Origin of the sequence: Streptomyces sp. NPDC127068, from assembly GCF_042724695.1 — a bacterium.
Taxonomy (GTDB): domain Bacteria; phylum Actinomycetota; class Actinomycetes; order Streptomycetales; family Streptomycetaceae; genus Streptomyces.
In genome coordinates, this window is sequence record NZ_JBHXEN010000046.1 from 34383 (window position 1) to 51644 (window position 17262).

Consider the following 17262-nt stretch of genomic DNA (forward strand, 5'->3'; position numbering starts at 1 on the left):
CGCTGCCCTGCTGCCGCCGGCGGCGCGCGCCTCCGGCGGGCAGGGGTCGCCTCCCTCGCGGAGGGGTACCTCCCGCGGGGCGACCTCCCTCGCCGGCAGGCACCTCCGGCAGTGGGGGCACCTCCCTCGGTGGGCGCGCCTCCCGGCAACGGCTGCGCCGTACGGGTGACTCGGCGCTACGGCGCGCCATCCGGCCAGACAGCGCGTTCGAGCACAAAACAGCGCGCACCAGAAGCGCACGCTCCCCGCATTCGGCCATCTCCGATCTCCACATGATCGATTCCGGTCGATCACGCGCACGCAACGTCACGGTAACCACATAAGCGAGTCGGGCCGTTAACGTGGAGATTGCCTTGGGGAACGTGATGCCCGGTCCCGGCCGTTGAGGTCGACAGACACCGGTGGCCCGCCGCGCCGATGCCCCCAGATCGAGCGCCGCAGGACCGATGGGGAGGTGAACGCATGTGTGACGACCTCGGTACACGACTGCCGCCCTGCCTCATCGCCGCCCTGCTGTTCGCGCTCCATCTGTTCACTCCCACTTCTCCATTGGCAACCGCACACACTTCCGAAGGGGCCGTGCGCCCGCAGTCCACGGCCACCGTCGGTCCACGCCCCGGCCCCGTCGCCCCGGCGGCGACGTCCACGAGCCCGTCGACGGGGGAAACCGCGACGGCGGTCCCGGCCCGGGTCACCCGGGTGGCCGAAAGGCCCGGGGCCCATGACCGTCTGCGACACGAACACCCGGTCGAGGAAGCGGTGCAGATCCTGCGGGCGCGCGACCGCCACCGCTGCGAGGAACACACGCCGCAGCGTCCCCCGCTCCTGAACCGCCTCGGCACCACGACCCCGCTGCCGGCCACCCCGCGGGAGCCGCGGGACGACCGGCCCTCGGCCCGGCTCAGACCGGCCGATCGCCCGGCGACACTCCAGGTCTTCCGCTGCTGAACCCGCCACCGGACGGCTCCTGACCGCTCCGGTTCACCCGAAAGGCTCAACACCGGGCACGGAAACCCTCCATGACCCCGCCCCGGCCAGTACCTGGATCAGCCAGCACAGCGGCCCCCACCGAGGTCGACGGCAGCGCCCCGGCTCCACGTCCGGTGGTCGCCCGACCGTCGTCGGTGTGGCCGCTGGCCCCCATACTCGGCCCACGCGGAGCCCGGTCGGTTCCTCTTGCCCGGTCCGCCCACACGCCTGCCCCCCGTTCCCCCACACGCAACACCCACGCGCTGTTCCAGCGCGCAGGAGGCATCCGTATGAACACCCTCAAGAGGCGCGTCAAGCGCCCCGCTTCCGCCGGCCCCCCGGGCTCCGACAGCTCCTCCGCTCACACCGACCCCTCAGGCCCTTCCGGGTCCTCGGGGTCCTCCGGGTCCGCTGGCCCCGCTGGCCCCTCCAAGTCCGCCGGGTCTTCCGGGGCACCGCGCTCACGCGACTCGTCCGACTCCCCCGCCCCTACCGGATTCGCCGCGCTCCGCCCGGACTTGAGCGCCTCGATCGTCGTCTTCCTCGTCGCCCTCCCCCTCTGCGTGGGCGTCGCCGTCGCCTCCGGAGTCCCGGCCGAACTCGGCCTGGTCACGGGCATCGTGGGCGGACTCGTGGCAGGTGCCCTCCCCGGCAGCAGCCTTCAGGTGTCCGGCCCCGCCGCCGGTCTGACCGTGCTCGTCCTGGAGGCCGTGCGGGCCTACGGGCTCGCGGCACTGGGCGTCATCGTCCTGGCCACCGGTGTCCTGCAACTCCTCATGGGCGCACTGCGCTGGGGCCGTTGGTTCCGGGCGATCTCGGTGTCCGTGGTCGAGGGGATGCTCGCCGGCATCGGACTCGTCCTGATCGCCGGCCAGTTGTACGCGATGACCGGCGCCGAAGCGCCCGCCGCCGGGCTCGACAAGATCGCGGGGCTGCCCGGCATGCTCCTCGACACCTTCGGCACGTCAACGGCCCGGCTGTCGCTGTTGCTCGGCGCGGGCACGATCGCCGTCCTGGTGCTGTGGCGGCGCGTACCCCACGCGGCCCGACTCGTGCCCGCTCCGCTCGCGGCGGTCGCCCTCGCCACCACCGCATCGGTGGCGTTCTCGCTCCCGGTGGCGAAGGTCGAGGTCACCGGGCTGCTGGACTCCGTACGACTGCCGGAGGCGGGGGACTTCGCGGCCCTCGCGAACATCGGCCTGCTCGGCACCATCCTCGCGTTCACCCTGATCGCATCGGCGGAGTCCCTCTTCAGCGCGGCGGCGGTGGACCGCATGCACCACGGCCGACGCACCCACTACGACAAGGAGTTGATGGCGCAGGGCGCCGGCAACACGGTGTGCGGACTGCTCGGCGCCCTGCCGATGACCGCGGTCATCGTGCGCAGCGCGGCGAACGTGCAGGCCGGCGCGAGGACCAAGGCGTCCCGGGTGCTGCACGGCCTGTGGCTGCTGCTGTTCGCCGCGCTGTTCCCCGCGGCGTTGGCGATCATCCCGCTGCCCGCGCTGGCCGGTGTCCTGGTGCACGCGGGGAGCAAGCTCATCCCCGTGCGCGCCTTGCCTCCGCTCTGGCGCGACCACCGGGGCGAGGTGGTGATCCTCGGAGTCACCGCCGTCTCGATCGTGGCCATCAGCATGTTCGAGGGGGTGCTCATCGGGCTGTCGATGGCGGTGGTGAAGACCGCCTGGGAGGCGTCGCACGTACGGCTGGAGGTACAGGACACCGGCGAAGGGACCGTACGGGCGCGGCTGTCGGGCAATGCGACGTTCCTGCGGCTGCCGCGCATCCTGGACACCCTGGAGGCGCTGCCCCACGACCGCGCGGTCGAGTTGGACCTGTCGGGTCTCCACCACCTCGACCACGCCTGCCGGACCGCGTTGGAGAACTGGTCCGCCCGCCACGGCGCCGGCGGACCCGAACGCGTCACCGTGACCCCGGTGGAGGGCCGGGCCTGAGGTGACGTTCCCGAGGGGCGCCCGGGCGGGCGCCCCTCGGGAACGCGTACGCGCCAGGTGCGCCGGGCCCCGGAAGCCGCCGCCTGGGGCCCGTGGTGCCCCTGCGGGGCCTTGGTCTCCCCCGCGCCCGCGCCTGTCTTCGCCAAGGCAGCGCGCCCGTACGGAGGGCGCGCCGGTGCATCGGGTCGAGCGGTGCGCGCCCGTGCTGCGCGAGCGGGCGGGCGACCGGGTTGCGCCACCCGGGTGGGGACACGGGACCGGGGTGGTTCCGGGGGTGTGGGGTGCGTGCTACACACAAGGGTTCCTCGTGGTCGTCGCACGTCCTGTCCACCCACAGGAGGTTCCCCCATGGCACGCGCCCAGGAACACGAGCCCACCGGGGCCCGTCGCTCGTCCCCTCCCCCGCCCGCCCCGCCCGCCCCCTCCGCTCCGTCCGTTCCCCCCGCGCCGCACGAGGGTTCCGCCCCGGCGGCGCGCCCCGGTCCCGGCGCCGGCGCCCCCGCTGCCCCGGGCCGGGAGGCCGACGGGCACCCGAACCGGCGCCGGGTACTGGCCCGTACGGGTGCCCTGGGTCTGGGCATCGCGTTCGCGGGCAACCTCTCCGAACTCTTCGCGGGCGAGGCCAGCGCACGGACCCCGGCGGGTCTCGGTAACGACGGTTACGGCCCGCTGGTCCCCGATCCGCAGGGGCTCCTCGACCTCCCGCGGGGCTTCCGGTACCGGGTGCTGTCGCGCGAGGGCGAACCGCTGCGCTCCGGCGAGGGCCCGGTCCCCGGCAACCACGACGGCATGGCGGCGTTCGCGGGACGCGGTCACCACAGCGGACGGACCCATCTGGTCCGCAACCACGAGAACCGGGCGACCGCCGCGCTGCCGGTGCCCACGGTCCCCGGACTGACGTACGACCCGATGGGCAAGGGCGGCTGCACGACGCTCACCCTGGACCGCGGACACACCGTCCTGGACGAACGCGTCTCCCTCGGGGGCACGGCCGTCAACTGTGCGGGCGGGCCCACCCCGTGGGGTACCTGGCTCACCTGTGAGGAGACCGAGGACCGGGCCGGCACCAACGGCTACGCCAAGGACCACGGGTTCGTGTTCGAGGTGGACCCCGTGGACCCCCGCAGGACCGGAGCGGAGCCGCTCACCGCGATGGGCCGCTTCCAGCACGAGGCCGTGGCGATCGACCCGCGCGACGGCACCGTGTACGAGACGGAGGACGCGTTCCGCCATCCGTTCGGCCTCTTCTACCGCTTCCTGCCCGCTCGGCCCCGCGGCGGGCTCGGCTCGCTGCGTGCGGGCGGACGCCTCCAGGCGATGCGGGTGCCGGACGTCCCCGACCTCTCGTCCGTACGGGAGGCGGGCGCCCGCTTCGACGGGGTGGAGTGGGTCGACGTTCCCGATCCGCTCGCCGCCGAGACCCCCGTCCGCCACCAGGACTTCGGGCCCGCGGGAATCACCCACGCCCAGAAGCTGGAGGGCTGCTACTGGGGCGGGCGCTGCGTGTACTTCGTGTCGTCGTACGCCCGCAGTCGCGAGGGTTCGGCCGCCGACCACTACGGGCAGATCTGGCGTTACGACCCCCGGCGGGCGCGGCTCACCCTGGTCGTGGTCTTCGGCCCCGACACGGACGTCCAACTGCCGGGCGAGCGGCCGGACAACATCTGTCTCGCACCCGGTGGCGGCCTCATGGTCTGCGAGGACGGCGGTGGCGGCCAGCACGTGTACGGAGTGACCCGCAAGGGCGAGGTGTACGCGATGGCCCGCAACAGGCAGGACATCGGCACGCCCCAGGAGCCCGACTGGGGCGAGTTCGCCGGAGTGACGTTCTCCCCGCGCGGCGGCACCATGTACGTGAACTGCTACACCCCGGGGACGACCTTCGCGGTCACCGGCCCCTGGCGCTGACCCGGGACGCGCACCCCTCGTCAACCCGTCCCACACACCTCCCCCAGACGGGTGAAACAGCGGGAAATCGGGTCCAGGTGTGCGGAATCAGGCACTCCGCTGGGGTCGCCCCGCGTTCTTCCTCTGATTGATGCGGGCGGCGCTCGGTTCGCGGGGCACGGTTCACGGGACGTGCGATCGAGTACCGCTGCACACCGGGGGCGCCCCCGGACTCCCGGATCAATCGGCGGCCGGCTTCGCGACCCGGCCGTCCAGGAGGAAACCGAACGGACGGGGGGGGAGGCAGGGCCCGAGCAAGGAACGAACGAGCGGATGGCCGACACCCGTGACCGCGGTGCCGGCGGGCCGGACGACCCCCTCGCCCCTTGAACGCACGCATGAGGAGCACCGCGTACGCGTGATCGCGCAGGCGCCGCCCCGTGAGCGTCGCCCCGTGAGCGTCGCCCCGTGGGCGCCATCGCGACTCGTCTTCGTGGGCGAACACCGCGTCGAGACCCGACGCACGCCTACCCACGGGTCAGACGGCTCGCGGACTCCTCTCCGTGAGCGAGGCCCAACGGCCCCACCTCGGCGCCCTGGTACGCCGAGGTAGCCGCCTGCACCCCGACCAGGCGGGGTGCGGCGCAGGGGCCGGGGCCACGCCTCACGGGCGTGCCCGCACGTTCCGACATCCGGAACGCCGCGGGTGCCGACGGGATGCCCGACGTCACCCACATCGACTGCTCGCCCCGACCGGGTGAGCGGTGTTAGACATGCCCGAAACACGTCATGCCACCGTCCAAGGGCGTGGCGCGGACGAAAGGGGCGTCACCAGCATGCGGTTGCACACCTACGAGTGGGGAACAGGTGACCGGACGGCCGTCCTCGTGCACGGGATCATGTCGGACCACCGGACCTGGCGACGGGTGGGGCCTGCGCTCGCCGCGCGCGGATACCGGGTGATCGGTGTCGACCTGCGCGGCCACGGAGGCAGCGGGCGGGGCGAGTACGGAGCCCAACTGTTCGCCGACGACCTGGTCGAGACCCTGCCGTCGGGGATCGAGCTGGCCCTGGGGCACTCACTGGGCGCGCTGGCCCTGTCGCTGGCCGTCGAGCGACTGGCACCGGCGCGGGCGGTGTACAGCGATCCGGCCTGGGCACTCGGTGACACCCCACTCGACCCCGCTCTCCTCGTGGCGTTCCGATCCGCGAGCCGGACGGACATCGCCTCGCTCAGCCCCCGCTGGGAAGCGGAGGACGTCGACCTCGAACTGGCGACGCTGCACCTGTGGGACCCGGGGACCGCGCTCGGCCTGTCGGGGGCGGAAGCGGTGAACCGCATACCCGAACGGGCCGTGGTTCCGTCACTGGTCCAGATCGCGGACCCGAGCCACTTCGTGTCGGAGCCGCTGCGCCAGGAGCTCGAAGTGCGCGGGTTCGAGGTGCGGACCGTGGCCGGGGCCGGGCACTCGATCCACCGTGACGACTTCGACGGGTTCATGAAGTCACTGGAGGGCTGGAGCTGAGCCCGTGGGGAGGCAGCCGCCGCGGGGTGGTGGCCGCCATGGGCGCGACCGCGCCCCCCATGGCCCCATGACGGTAAGCGGGTGATGTTCGGCCCCTGGGGCGACACCCCCGGCCAGCCAAAGAAGGAACCGCCGCTTATATGACTATACGTTCCCCATGTGATCATTTCTGTGCGGAGAGTGGCCGTGGTCGGATTGCTGGGGGTCGTACTCGCGGGGTGCGGAACGGAGGTCGCCCCTCGCCTCGGACGGGACCGAGCACCGGCAACAGCCGTGTCACCCGCGCCCACGACCAGCCCTACGAAGGCCCCGGTGCTGGCACCCGGCCCAGCCGGCCTGACTCCGGTCTTCAAGAACGGACCGCGCACCGAAGACCGCACCGTCGCCCTCACCTTCGACGCCGACATGACTGCCGACCAGGGCCCTCGGGCCGCGGCCGGGGAACGGTTCGACAATCCGGAACTGATCGCGGCGCTCCGCCAACTGAAAGTGCCCTCGACCGTCTTCATGACGGGACGCTGGGCGGAGGAGTACCCCGACCAGGCACGGTCCATCGGGCACGATCCCCTGTTCGAAGTCGCCAACCACTCCTACAGTCACCACGCCTTCACCCCTGACTGCTACGGACTCCCGACCGTCGGATCGGAGCTGATGCGGCCCGACGTCGAGCGGGCGTTCCGCGCCTTCCAAACGGTGGGCATCAAGGACGCGAAGCCGTACTTCCGCTTCCCCGGCGGATGTTACGACGATCACGCCCTCCGGGCCCTTGCACCGGCGGGGGTGACGGCCGTGCAGTGGGACGTGGTCGGCGGAGACGCCTTCGCCACGGACGCCGAGGCCGTGGCGAAGGAGGTGTTGGACGGGGTGCGACCGGGATCGGTGGTGGTCCTGCACTGCACCCGGAGCGCCGCCCCGACGACGGAGCGGGTGATCCGGGAGGTCGTCCCGGAACTGCGCGAGCGCGGGTACCGGTTCGTGAAGGTCTCCGATCTCATCGCACGCGAGCGCGGCCGGACCGAGGCCACGCCCTCGAAGCGCTGATCCGGAGCAGGGAGGACGGGGCCGCACGGATCTGCGGGCATACCCTTGACCCATGGACGAGTACTGCGCGGGTCCGGAGCGGGCCGGAGCGACGCCCGGCGCGGCGGCGACCACGGCCGGGGCCGAGGAGCAGGGGCCGTTCGCCGAGTGCGTACTGTGCCGGGAGCCGACCGAGTACCCGGAGACGCATCGCGGGATCACGCTCTGTCCTCGCTGCGAGTGGCTGGAGGCCCAGCGTTCCGCCTGCTCGGGCTGAACCGCACCGACCGGCCGGCACCGCCGTCGCCCCGCCACCCCACCGACCAACCGCACCACGGCGTCACACAGCCCTGGATCGGACCGTTCCCGCACTTCAGGGCGGTCCTGGCAGACTGGACGGGTGAGCATCCCCGAAGCCGCACCCGAAGGCCCGACCCCCCGCCCCGAAGAGCGGACCGCTGCCGCCGAGCCGGGCGCACCCGACGAGGCACGTGCGGAGCGCAGCCGCGACGAGGCACCGCAGTTCGTGCTTCCGATGGTCGTGCGCCTGGAGCGCACCGGCCCCCCGGAACGCACGGACGCGCTGGAGACGGCGGCGCGGGCAGTGCTGGTCATGCTGAGCGACCCCCGCTCCCGGGGCGAGGGCGAGTGGGCCGAGGCAGTGCGCCAGTGGCAGGACGCCCGCATCCGCAAGGTGGTGCGGCGGGCCCGCGGTGCGGAGTGGCGACGGGCCGAGGCGCTGCCGGGCATCACGGTGAGCGGGAAGTCCGCGGAGGTCCGGGTGTTCCCGCCGGTGCCGCTGGACGGCTGGCCCAAGGACCTGGCGCGGCTCCAGGTCTCGGGTACCGAATTGGAGGACCCGCAGCCTCCTGGGGCGCCCGCCCCGGGCGGTCCCGTGTTGTGGATGAGCCCGTCCACCACCATGACCGCGGGCAAGGCGATGGCGCAGGCCGGGCACGGGGCGCAACTCGCCTGGTGGGACCAGTCGGACGCGGAGCGGGCCGCCTGGCGCGCAGCCGGGTTCCCGCTGTCCGTGCGGACCGCCGAGCCGGAACAGTGGCAGCGGCTGGTGAGGAGCGGACTGCCGGTGGTGCGCGACGCGGGCTTCACGGAGATCGCCCCCGGTGACACGGTGGTGGCCGAGGGGCACCGCGGGTTCGGCGGGTTCGACAGCTGAACCTCCGGCCGGGCGGCCCCCGCCCCGTACCGCCCAACACCCCCGCTCCCACACTGCGCTCCGCTCCCGGATCACACCCGAGCGAGACTCCCCGTACACCTGTTTGACACACTGAGTAACGCATCGGTGACGATTCGTCATCCCGTCACCCTGGCGTCCCTCCGCAGGGGATCGTCGGCATCCGAAGGGCGCCGGCGGAGCAGCGACCGCAGGCGCGGGGGCGTGCGGGGACCGTGGGGGATTCCGAGTGTTCGACGTGCTGATCGCAGTGGTGCTGGGTGCACTGGCACTGGTGTTCCTGGTGCTGTTGTGGCAATTGGGTGCTCTGGGGCGGGTGACGTCCGCCGCCCACGTACTGCGCCGACGCCCACGCGGTGGCACACGCACGGTCCTGGTCACGGGGACGGTGCTCGTGGCGGCGACCACGACCGTCGCACTCCTGGGGCTGTCCGGGCCCGGGCGCCCCGGCGGCGCCGACCCGTCCGACCGCGCCGGTCGGAACGCGGAAGGGGCCGGGGCCGGCGGGTCGGGCGGGCGCCTTGGAGGCGCACCGGAACCGCGCCCCGCCACGAGCGGCCGGGGCGACCAGGACGCGGGTCGCGACGATCGGGAGGCCGCGGCGCCCGACGTCCCGAGCGCGTCGCCGAGCGCCACGGGCGGAACGCCCCCACCGGACACGGGCCTCGGCGCCACCGGGGGCGACGATCCCAAGGGCACCGGCTCGGGGAGCCGTGACGGCCGGCCGAACTCCACGGGCGCCTCCACCACCCGGCCCGGGAGCGACCGGCCGGGCGGGACGGCCCCGAGCACCGGGTCCGACGAACCCACGAGCGACCCCGGAGCTCCCGGTTCCGGCGCCGGAGGCAGCACCGGAGGAACGACGGGAGGCGGCGCCGGAGGGAGTACGGGAGGTCAGGGCTCCGACCCGACCGAAGAACCGGGCGGACCAGGTGGCACCGGTGGCGCCGGTGGACCAGGTACGCCCTCCCCCGGCGTGCCGAGCCCGTCCACCGCACCCGGCGGACCCGGGCGACCCGGCCCGGGAACCACCCCGGGGTCCGGTCACTGTCTGATCGGAGGGCTCCCGTCCCTCCTCGACCTGGGTGTCTGCCTGTCCGGCTGACCCGGCGCGGTGCCGGCGGACCGCGGGCCGCTGAACACCGCGGCGGCGGGTTGCGTACCTCTCATTGCCGCGAAGTGGGTTGAACCCACGAGGAGTCAGCGGTTGATTCTGGTACCCCCCGCGCGCCAAGATGCGCGCGACACCCCCGCCACGGGAGGCCCTCTTGCTGCGGCGCATCAACGGCACGGCGCTGATCATCGGCGCGCTCACCGCCACCCTGGCCGCGCTGGCCTTCCCGGTGTGGTCGTACGCCGACCGGTCCGGCACTGCGCAGGCGAACCTCGCCGCGGGCACGGTGTCCACGCAGTGGGGTCCGCTCACGGCGACCGACCGGGACTTCATCGTCCGGGTGCGGTTGGCCGGGCTGTGGGAACTCCCCGCGGGTCAGCAGGCGATGGAGCGGGCGCCGACCGAAGCGATCAAGACCGCGGGCGACCACCTCGTCGTCGGACACACCGACCTGGACAAACGGGTCCGGGAGGTCGCCGGGCAACTCGGCGTGGCGCTGCCGAGCCAGCCCAACGCCCAGCAACAGGCGTGGCTGCGCCAGCTCACGGACGCGACGGGCGTGCAGTACCAGAAGGACTTCGCGAACCTGCTGCGCATCGCGCACGGCAAGGTGTTCGCGCTGATCGCCCAGGTCCGCGACACCACCCGCAACACCCTGGTACGGCAACTCGCCACCGATGCGAACCAGACGGTCCTCGACCACATCACGGTGCTGGAGAACACCGGAATGGTCGACTTCGACGCGATCGCCAACGGGGCCGCCACCGGTACCGCGAGCCCCACCGGGCCGCCCCCGCCGAGCGGTGTCGCACCGCCCGCGCCGGGCGTCACCGCCGACGCGGACATCTCCACCACCTCACGCCCCTCGGCGACGGTGCCCGGTGTGGTCAACACGGACCGGGCGGAACCTCAGAACTAGCTCTGAACATCCTCCACCGGGATTCGGCCGGGCGCGGCGGGGCCATGAACCCGTCGAACGCGCACGCCGCGCACGCCGCGTCCGCCGGGCCGCCGGGCGGGGGCACGGGGCGCACCCCGTACGGTCAGGGACGGTACGGCGCTCGGCTCACGGAGGAGGGGGACCATGATGACCACGACCGCGCCACGCACGGCACCACCGAGGACGCCCCGGCTCGGCACCGGCATCGGCTGGCGTCCTGAGATCGCGGACGCCGTCGAACGGATGCCCGGAATCGACTGGGTCGAGGCCGTGGCCGAGAACCTCTGCCCGGGGCACCTGCCCGAGTCCCTGCTGCGGTTGCGCGAGCGGGGGGTCACGATCGTCCCGCACGGGGTCTCGCTCGGCCTCGGCGACGCGGACCGGCCGGACGAGGACCGGCTCGCCCAACTCGCGGCCCGTGCCGAGGCCCTGGGATCGCCGCTGGTCACCGAGCACATCGCCTTCGTGAGGGCCGGGGGCGGACTGACCGCGTCGCCGCTGCTGGAAGCCGGTCACCTGCTGCCGGTGCCCCGCACCCGCGACGCCCTCGACGTGCTGTGCGAGAACGTCCGGATCGCTCAGGACTCCCTCCCCGTCCCGCTCGCCGTGGAGAACATCGCGGCGCTGATCTCCTGGCCGTACGAGGAGATGACGGAGGGCCAGTTCCTGTACGACCTGGTGGACCGCACCGGGGTGCGCCTGCTGATCGACGTGGCGAACCTGCACACGAACCACGTCAACCGGGGCGAGGACCCGGCCCGGGCCCTGGACGAACTGCCCGTGGAGGCCATCGCCTACGTCCATGTGGCGGGTGGGGTCGAGCGGGACGGGGTGTGGCACGACAGTCATGCGCACCCGGTGCCCGAAGCGGTCCTGGAGATCCTCACGGACCTCACCTCCCGGGTGGACCCGCCGGGGGTGCTCCTCGAACGGGACGAGGACTTCCCCGAGCCGGACGAGTTGGCGCGGGAGTTGGGGTCGATCAGGGCCGCCATGTCCCGGGCCCGCCCCGCCCCGGCGGCCCGCCCGGCCCCCGTGGACGGCGGGCACCGTCGGAGTCCCGAGGCTGCCGCGCCGACCCCCGACGACGGGCCCGCCGCACGGCAGCGGGTGGCCCTCGCCCAGACGGCGCTGCTGTCCGCGCTGGTCGCCGGGACCCCGGTCCCCGAGGGCTTCGACCGGGCGCGGCTCGCCGTGCAGGGTCGGGCGCTGCTGGCGAAGCGGGCGGACGTGGTGGCGAAGGTCGCTCCGGAACTCCCGGTGATCCTGGGGAGTTCCTACCGTGCGGAGTTCCTCGCGTACGCGAACCGCCGGCCGATGACGACCGGCTACCGGGCCGACGCGCTGGGCTTCGCCGGGCACGTCCTGCGCGCCGGTGGCCCCGGTGACGAGGAGGCCCGGCGGGAGCTGACGCGGTGGTGGGTCGACCGGTCCGGGTCCCGGCCGCCGTCCCGGCACCCGTGGTCGCGGCTGGTGCGCTCGGTCCGGGTCGCCCGTGCGCTGCGTTCCCCGGGGTGACGGTCCGGCCCCGGTACGTCTTCCGTAGGTGGGGGCCGGGCGGACCCGCGTAGCCGATCCGCTCCCCCGGCCAGGGCGTCGACCGGCACGGACGGCGCATATGGCCACGCGAGGCCACGAGAGCATCACGACGCGGCAACACCTGGTCCACATCGCGGATGGACGATGGCGGGCACCCCGGCGGTTCGCGTAGAAATCCGCCATGTTCTGGCTCATCCTCCTGCTGGCCTGTGCGGTGGCCGGCACCTCGTGCACCCTGCTCTGTCGCGCGGCCGTCCGCGCGGCGGTCGCGGAGGGCACGCCCATCCCTCGTGGGCACCGACTGACCGTCTACGAAGCGGCGTTCCTGTCCGGCGGTCCCCCTCGCGTCGCCGAGGTGGCGATGGTGTCGATGGCCCGTCAACGCCGACTGGTGCTCGCGCACACCGGGTGGGCGACCGTGGTCGACCCGCGCGGCCGGGACGCCCTGGAACGGTCGGTGCTCGGCGCGATCGGCTCCGCCGGGCAGGCGCGGATCGCCTCGGTACGGGCCGCGGTCGCCGGTGACGAGGCGGTGCGCGCCCTCGGCGACCGGCTGACGGCGGCCGGCCTCGCGGTCCCGGAGCACACCCGCGGCACCGTCACGACCGCCGTCCTACTGGTGCGGGTGTCCTCCCTGGTGGTCCTGGGGCTCGGGGCGTTGGCGTGGGTCGCCGCCCAGCCGGCGCCGGGCGGTGCCGCGACGACGCACGCCGCCTGGTTCGCCCTGCCCCTGTTGCTGACGGCGAGTTGCCTGCTGATCGCGCGCGTCGAGGCGCGACCGTACACGCGCTGGGCGTCGGCGTCGGGGCGCGCCCTGTTGTGCGGCCTCTCGGCCCGGCCCGGTGGGGACGACCGCACGTATCTGACCGCGGTGGCGGTGGGCGGGGTGCCCGCGGCCGACGATCCGGGCCTGGTGACGGCGTTCGCCCACCGGGACCACGGCAACGGTGCGGACGGTGCGCTGCGCCCCGGGCCGACCGACCGGGGGTCCGCGCGGCGCGAGCGTTGACGCCACGCATCGGGGCCATTGCGCCGACATCCGTCCGCCGGTGCTTTACATCGCCCCCACGCACCCCAATCATCCCTTTTGTCAGATGATCCGTACGGGCTTCGGTCTCCCCACCGGGCGACCGGCAGCTCGTGCGCGGGAACGGCGGAACGAAGAGCAGGAGCACCATGAGAGCAGTCGTCCGCTGGAGCACCGCCGGATCCCTGGTCCTGTCCGCGCTGTGGGCGGCCCCCCTCTCCGCTTCCGCGACCACCGGCTCGACGACCGCCCGGGAGGCGGCCGGAGTGCGGAGCGCCGTCGCCCGGGCCGCCGTACGGGGCGTCAGCTTCGGCCCCTGCGCCGAGGAGGAGGACCTCCCGGCGCCGGTGGAGTGCGGCACGGTCGAGGTGCCGCTCGACTACGCCCACCCCGACGACCGTCGGATCGCGCTCACCGTGAGCCGAGTGGGCGCCACGGGCACGGACCCGGACGGCCGACCCGCCCCGCGACAGGGCGCCCTGGTGTTCAACCCGGGCGGCCCGGGCGGCAACGGCACGTACTTCCCGTTGATCGGCGGCGTCCCCGCCTGGCAACGCATCGCCGCCGCGTACGACCTGGTGGGCTACGCCCCGCGCGGGGTGGGCCGTTCGGCGCCGCTGTCCTGCCAGGCGCCCGGGGACTTCGTGAAGGCCCCCACCCAGGCCCCCGTCCACCCGTCCGCGTCCTACAAGAAGGAACGCGTCGCCGAGGCCACGTCGTACGCGCGGGGCTGCGCCCGCCGGGCCGGCGACGCCCTACAGCACTACACGACCCTGAACAACGCACGGGACCTCGACGTCCTGCGGGCCGCGCTCGACGAACGGCAGTTGACGTTCATGGGGGCGTCCTACGGGACGTACCTCGGCGCGGTGTACGCGACGCTGTTCCCCGCGCACGTGCGGCGGATGGTCTTCGACTCGGTGGTCGACCCCCGGCCGGAACGGATCTGGTACCGCAACGACCTCGACCGGGCGGCGGCCGTGGAGCAGCGCTGGGCCGACTTCCGCTCCTGGGTCGCCCGGCACGACGACGTCTACGGGCTGGGGCGCACCGCCGCCGCCGTGCAGCGTTCGTACGAGGAGGTGCGGGCGGCCGTCGCCGCGGAGCCGGCGGGCGGCAAGGTCGGGCCGGGACAGTTGCACGCGGCCTATCTGCGGACCGCCCACTACGACGACTACTGGCCGATGCGGGCCGCCGCACTGTCCGCCTTCCAGGACGGCGACCCGGAACTGCTCGTCGCCCAGGCGGCGCCGATCCCGGAGGTGGCCGCCGAAACGGAGAACGCCCACGCCGTGTACACGGCCGTGCGGTGCAATGACGCGCCCTGGCCCACGGACTTCGCGGACTGGGACGCCGAGCACACCGCGCTGGCCGCCACCGCCCCCTTCGGTGCCTGGGACAACGCCTGGACCCATCTGCCGTGCGCGTACTGGCGCGCGCCCCGGCAACGGCCGCTCGACGTACGGGCGGACGCGGCCGGTCTGCCGCCGACGCTGATCCTGGCCGCCGAGCGGGACGCCGTGACCCCGTACCGGGGGGCGCAGGAGCTGCGGGAGCGGCTGGGCGGTGCGCGGCTGGTGACCGAGCGGGACGCCGGGCAGCACGGGGTCGGCGGCGGGCCGAACGCCTGCGTCAACGCCCACCTGGACGCGTACCTGCTGACCGGACGGGTACCCGAGGCGGACGCGGAGTGCGCGGGGCACCCCCAGCCGCGTCCGCTGGCCACCCGCCGCACGGAACGCGGGCCCGACCCGGCGTACCGGGTGGGCCCGCGTTGAGGGTCGGCGGTCAGGCGAGCGAGGCGACCAGTTCGGCCACGCTGCGACGGCGTCCGGTGTAGAAGGGGACCTCCTCACGGACGTGCATCCGCGCCTCGGAGGCCCGCAGATGACGCATCAGGTCCACGATCCGGTGGAGCTCGTCGGCCTCGAAGGCCAGGATCCACTCGTAGTCGCCGAGGGAGAACGAGGCGACGGTGTTGGCCCGGACGTCGGGGTAGCCGCGCGCCATCTTGCCGTGGTCGGCGAGCATCTTGCGGCGCTCCTCGTCCGGCAGCAGGTACCACTCGTAGGAGCGGACGAACGGGTAGACGCTGACGTAGTCGCGCGGGGTCTCGTCGGCGAGGAACGCGGGGATGTGGGAACGGTTGAACTCGGCGGGCCGGTGCAGCGCCATGTTCGACCAGGTCGGGACGAGGGCGCGGCCGAGCTTGGTGCGGCGGAAGAGGTTGTACGCCTCCTGGAGCGCGTCGGCGGTCTCGGCGTGCCACCAGATCAACAGGTCGGCGTCGGCGCGCAGGCCCGACAGGTCGTAGGTGCCCCGGACCGTGACGTCCTTGGCGGCGAGCTGTTCGAACAGCTCGTCGACCTCGTCGGCGTACCCGGAGCGGTCCTCCGGGAGTACGTCACGAAGGGTGAAGACGGACCACAGCGTGTAGCGGATGACCTCGTTGAGGTCCTTGGCCAGCTTGCCGCGGTGGGGAATCCTTGCGGGGGCGTCGTCGCTCATGTTCCTCATTCTCCTGCGCCGCCGTGGCGGCTTTGCACCGGGTTGCTCATCAGAGGGTCCGTACGGTCCGGATCGCCCAGGACCAGGTCGGCCGCGGCCTGCCCGCCGCCCACGCACGCGGGCACGCCGACCCCGTCGTAAGCGGCGCCGCAGACCGCGAGGCCGGGGAGTTCCGCCAGGTGGTCGCGGATGCGTGCCACCCGGGAGTGGTGGCCGACCGGGTACTGCGGCAGGCCGTCGTTCCAGCGGGTGACCCGGCTGGCGACCGGTCGCGCGGTCAGTCCCGCGGCGGCACCGAGGTCACGGCGGGAGACGGCGACGAGGTCGGCGTCGTCGCGCTCCAGGTCGGCCTCGTCGCCGTAGCGGCCCACGGAGGTCCGGACGACGAGCAGGTCGGGGTCCTCGGCGGCGATCCAGCCCCACTTCTGGGAGGCGAACGTCGACGCCTTGATGGTGTGCCCGTCGACCGGCGGCACGAGGAAGCCGCTGCCCGGCGGCAGGCTCACCTCGGTGCGCCGGTAGGCCAGGGTGACCAGCGCCATGGAGGCGTACTCGACGGTCTCCAACTCGGTCGCCGCGCCCGGCGCCTCGGCGGCGAGCAGCCGGGCGGCGGTCGGGGCCGGGACGGCGAGGACCACGCCGTCGACGTCGAGGTCCAGGTCGACGGCCGTGACCCGCCAGCGGCCGTCCGGGGTGCGGCGCAGTCCGGTGGCGGGGGTCGCGAGGCGGATCTCCCCGCCGCGGGCGCGCACGGCGTCGGCCACCGCCAGCGGGAGGCTGCCGACGCCGCCCTCGATGCCCATGAAGACGGGGCCGGGCGTGGGGTTCGTGGCGGCCCGGCGCTGGATCTCGCGCACCGCCGCCGTGAGGGAGGGGTGGGTGCGGGCCGCCTCGAAGAGCTGGGGGACCGCGGAACGCAGCGAGATGCGGTAGGCGTCGCCCGCGTAGACGCCGCCGAGCAGGGGTTCCACCAGTCGGTCGACGACCTCGTGGCCGAGCCGGGCGGCGACGTAGGTGCCGACCGCCACGTCGTCGCCGAGGTCGGCCGGGTCCACCGGGGGGAGTTCGTCCTCCGCGGACGCCCGGCGCAGGCCCTCGGGGGACAGCACCTCGGCGAGGGCATCCGCGTGCGCGGGCACGCCCATGACGTGCCCCTTCGGCATGGGCCGCAGGGCGCCCCGGGTCCACAGGGACGCCGTGGTGGTGGCCGGGGCGCAGAGGCGGTCGCCGAGGCCCACCTCGCGGGCCAGGGCCACGGCCTCGGGCCGGCGCGCGAGCAGGGACTCGGCACCGAGGTCGACGCGGGCGCCCGCGATCTCGCCGGGCAGCAGCTTGCCGCCGGGGCGGTCGGACGCCTCCAGCACCGTGACCCGGGCACCGGTCGCCAGGAGGCGGTGGGCCGCGGCCAGTCCGGAGATGCCGGCGCCGATCACGACGAAGCTACGGGGCGGTGCCGGGGCGGGGTGCTCTGCGCGCATGCCCCAACTCTGTCAGAGGTGGGGGGCCGGTTCGCAGGGCCGTTGGTCCCGGTGCGGGGTCCGGATTCCCCGACCGACCGGCGAGTCCGAACCGTGATGCGTTC

Annotated in this window: 13 protein-coding genes; 11 read left to right on the forward strand and 2 right to left on the reverse strand. The window is 73.9% G+C overall.

Going from position 1 to position 17262, the window contains the following annotated elements:
* Positions 1-462: 462 nt before the first annotated feature.
* From ACFWIA_RS25915 to ACFWIA_RS25965, 11 genes are all read left to right on the forward strand, one after another.
* Positions 463-948, forward strand: coding sequence for a hypothetical protein (locus tag ACFWIA_RS25915; RefSeq protein ID WP_387009026.1), 486 nt, complete (start codon positions 463-465; stop codon positions 946-948).
* Between the two features lie 539 nt (positions 949-1487).
* Positions 1488-2924, forward strand: a complete 1437-nt coding sequence (locus ACFWIA_RS25920; RefSeq protein ID WP_387009027.1) for a SulP family inorganic anion transporter — start codon at positions 1488-1490, stop codon at positions 2922-2924.
* Positions 2925-3272: 348 nt separating this feature from the next.
* The gene (locus ACFWIA_RS25925) at positions 3273-4832 is read left to right on the forward strand and encodes an alkaline phosphatase PhoX (RefSeq protein WP_387009029.1); all 1560 of its coding nucleotides are present in this window, start codon (positions 3273-3275) and stop codon (positions 4830-4832) included.
* An 815-nt stretch (positions 4833-5647) separates the two neighbouring features.
* Positions 5648-6337, forward strand: coding sequence for an alpha/beta fold hydrolase (locus ACFWIA_RS25930; protein ID WP_387009030.1), 690 nt, complete (start codon positions 5648-5650; stop codon positions 6335-6337).
* A gap of 159 nt (positions 6338-6496) precedes the next feature.
* The gene (locus ACFWIA_RS25935; RefSeq protein ID WP_387009032.1) at positions 6497-7378 is read left to right on the forward strand and encodes a polysaccharide deacetylase family protein; all 882 of its coding nucleotides are present in this window, start codon (positions 6497-6499) and stop codon (positions 7376-7378) included.
* 52 nt (positions 7379-7430) lie between these two features.
* Complete coding sequence (locus ACFWIA_RS25940) at positions 7431-7634, forward strand: hypothetical protein (RefSeq protein ID WP_387009034.1); 204 nt, start codon at positions 7431-7433, stop codon at positions 7632-7634.
* Between the two features lie 123 nt (positions 7635-7757).
* A complete protein-coding gene (locus tag ACFWIA_RS25945; RefSeq protein ID WP_387009036.1) occupies positions 7758-8534 on the forward strand; it encodes a peptidyl-tRNA hydrolase in 777 nt (258 codons plus the stop codon).
* A 1289-nt stretch (positions 8535-9823) separates the two neighbouring features.
* On the forward strand, positions 9824-10585 hold the full coding sequence (locus ACFWIA_RS25950) for a DUF4142 domain-containing protein (protein ID WP_387009084.1): 762 nt from the start codon (positions 9824-9826) through the stop codon (positions 10583-10585).
* 168 nt (positions 10586-10753) lie between these two features.
* On the forward strand, positions 10754-12124 hold the full coding sequence (locus ACFWIA_RS25955; protein ID WP_387009086.1) for a DUF692 domain-containing protein: 1371 nt from the start codon (positions 10754-10756) through the stop codon (positions 12122-12124).
* A gap of 202 nt (positions 12125-12326) precedes the next feature.
* A complete protein-coding gene (locus ACFWIA_RS25960; RefSeq protein WP_387009038.1) occupies positions 12327-13154 on the forward strand; it encodes a TIGR04222 domain-containing membrane protein in 828 nt (275 codons plus the stop codon).
* Positions 13155-13321: 167 nt separating this feature from the next.
* On the forward strand, positions 13322-14950 hold the full coding sequence (locus ACFWIA_RS25965) for an alpha/beta fold hydrolase (RefSeq protein WP_387009040.1): 1629 nt from the start codon (positions 13322-13324) through the stop codon (positions 14948-14950).
* 10 nt (positions 14951-14960) lie between these two features.
* On the opposite strand, the gene hemQ is transcribed toward ACFWIA_RS25965, so the two are convergent.
* Together hemQ and hemG are read right to left on the reverse strand one after the other, a co-directional pair.
* Positions 14961-15680 (reverse strand): hydrogen peroxide-dependent heme synthase, encoded by a 720-nt coding sequence (gene hemQ / locus ACFWIA_RS25970; protein ID WP_387009042.1) that lies wholly within the window; start codon positions 15678-15680, stop codon positions 14961-14963.
* Between the two features lie 5 nt (positions 15681-15685).
* A complete protein-coding gene (gene hemG, locus ACFWIA_RS25975) occupies positions 15686-17158 on the reverse strand; it encodes a protoporphyrinogen oxidase (protein WP_387009044.1) in 1473 nt (490 codons plus the stop codon).
* Positions 17159-17262 lie beyond the last annotated feature (104 nt).

What these genes read in the sequence shown, in the direction of transcription:
- ACFWIA_RS25915 (WP_387009026.1), top strand. Translation starts at nt 463, where the DNA reads ATGTGTGACGACCTCGGTACACGACTGCCGCCCTGCCTCATCGCCGCC.
- ACFWIA_RS25925 (WP_387009029.1), top strand. Translation starts at nt 3,273, where the DNA reads ATGGCACGCGCCCAGGAACACGAGCCCACCGGGGCCCGTCGCTCGTCC.
- ACFWIA_RS25930 (WP_387009030.1), top strand. Translation starts at nt 5,648, where the DNA reads ATGCGGTTGCACACCTACGAGTGGGGAACAGGTGACCGGACGGCCGTC.
- ACFWIA_RS25940 (WP_387009034.1), top strand. Translation starts at nt 7,431, where the DNA reads ATGGACGAGTACTGCGCGGGTCCGGAGCGGGCCGGAGCGACGCCCGGC.
- ACFWIA_RS25955 (WP_387009086.1), top strand. Translation starts at nt 10,754, where the DNA reads ATGACCACGACCGCGCCACGCACGGCACCACCGAGGACGCCCCGGCTC.
- ACFWIA_RS25960 (WP_387009038.1), top strand. Translation starts at nt 12,327, where the DNA reads ATGTTCTGGCTCATCCTCCTGCTGGCCTGTGCGGTGGCCGGCACCTCG.
- ACFWIA_RS25965 (WP_387009040.1), top strand. Translation starts at nt 13,322, where the DNA reads ATGAGAGCAGTCGTCCGCTGGAGCACCGCCGGATCCCTGGTCCTGTCC.
- hemQ (WP_387009042.1), bottom strand. Translation starts at nt 15,680, where the DNA reads ATGAGCGACGACGCCCCCGCAAGGATTCCCCACCGCGGCAAGCTGGCC.
- hemG (WP_387009044.1), bottom strand. Translation starts at nt 17,158, where the DNA reads ATGCGCGCAGAGCACCCCGCCCCGGCACCGCCCCGTAGCTTCGTCGTG.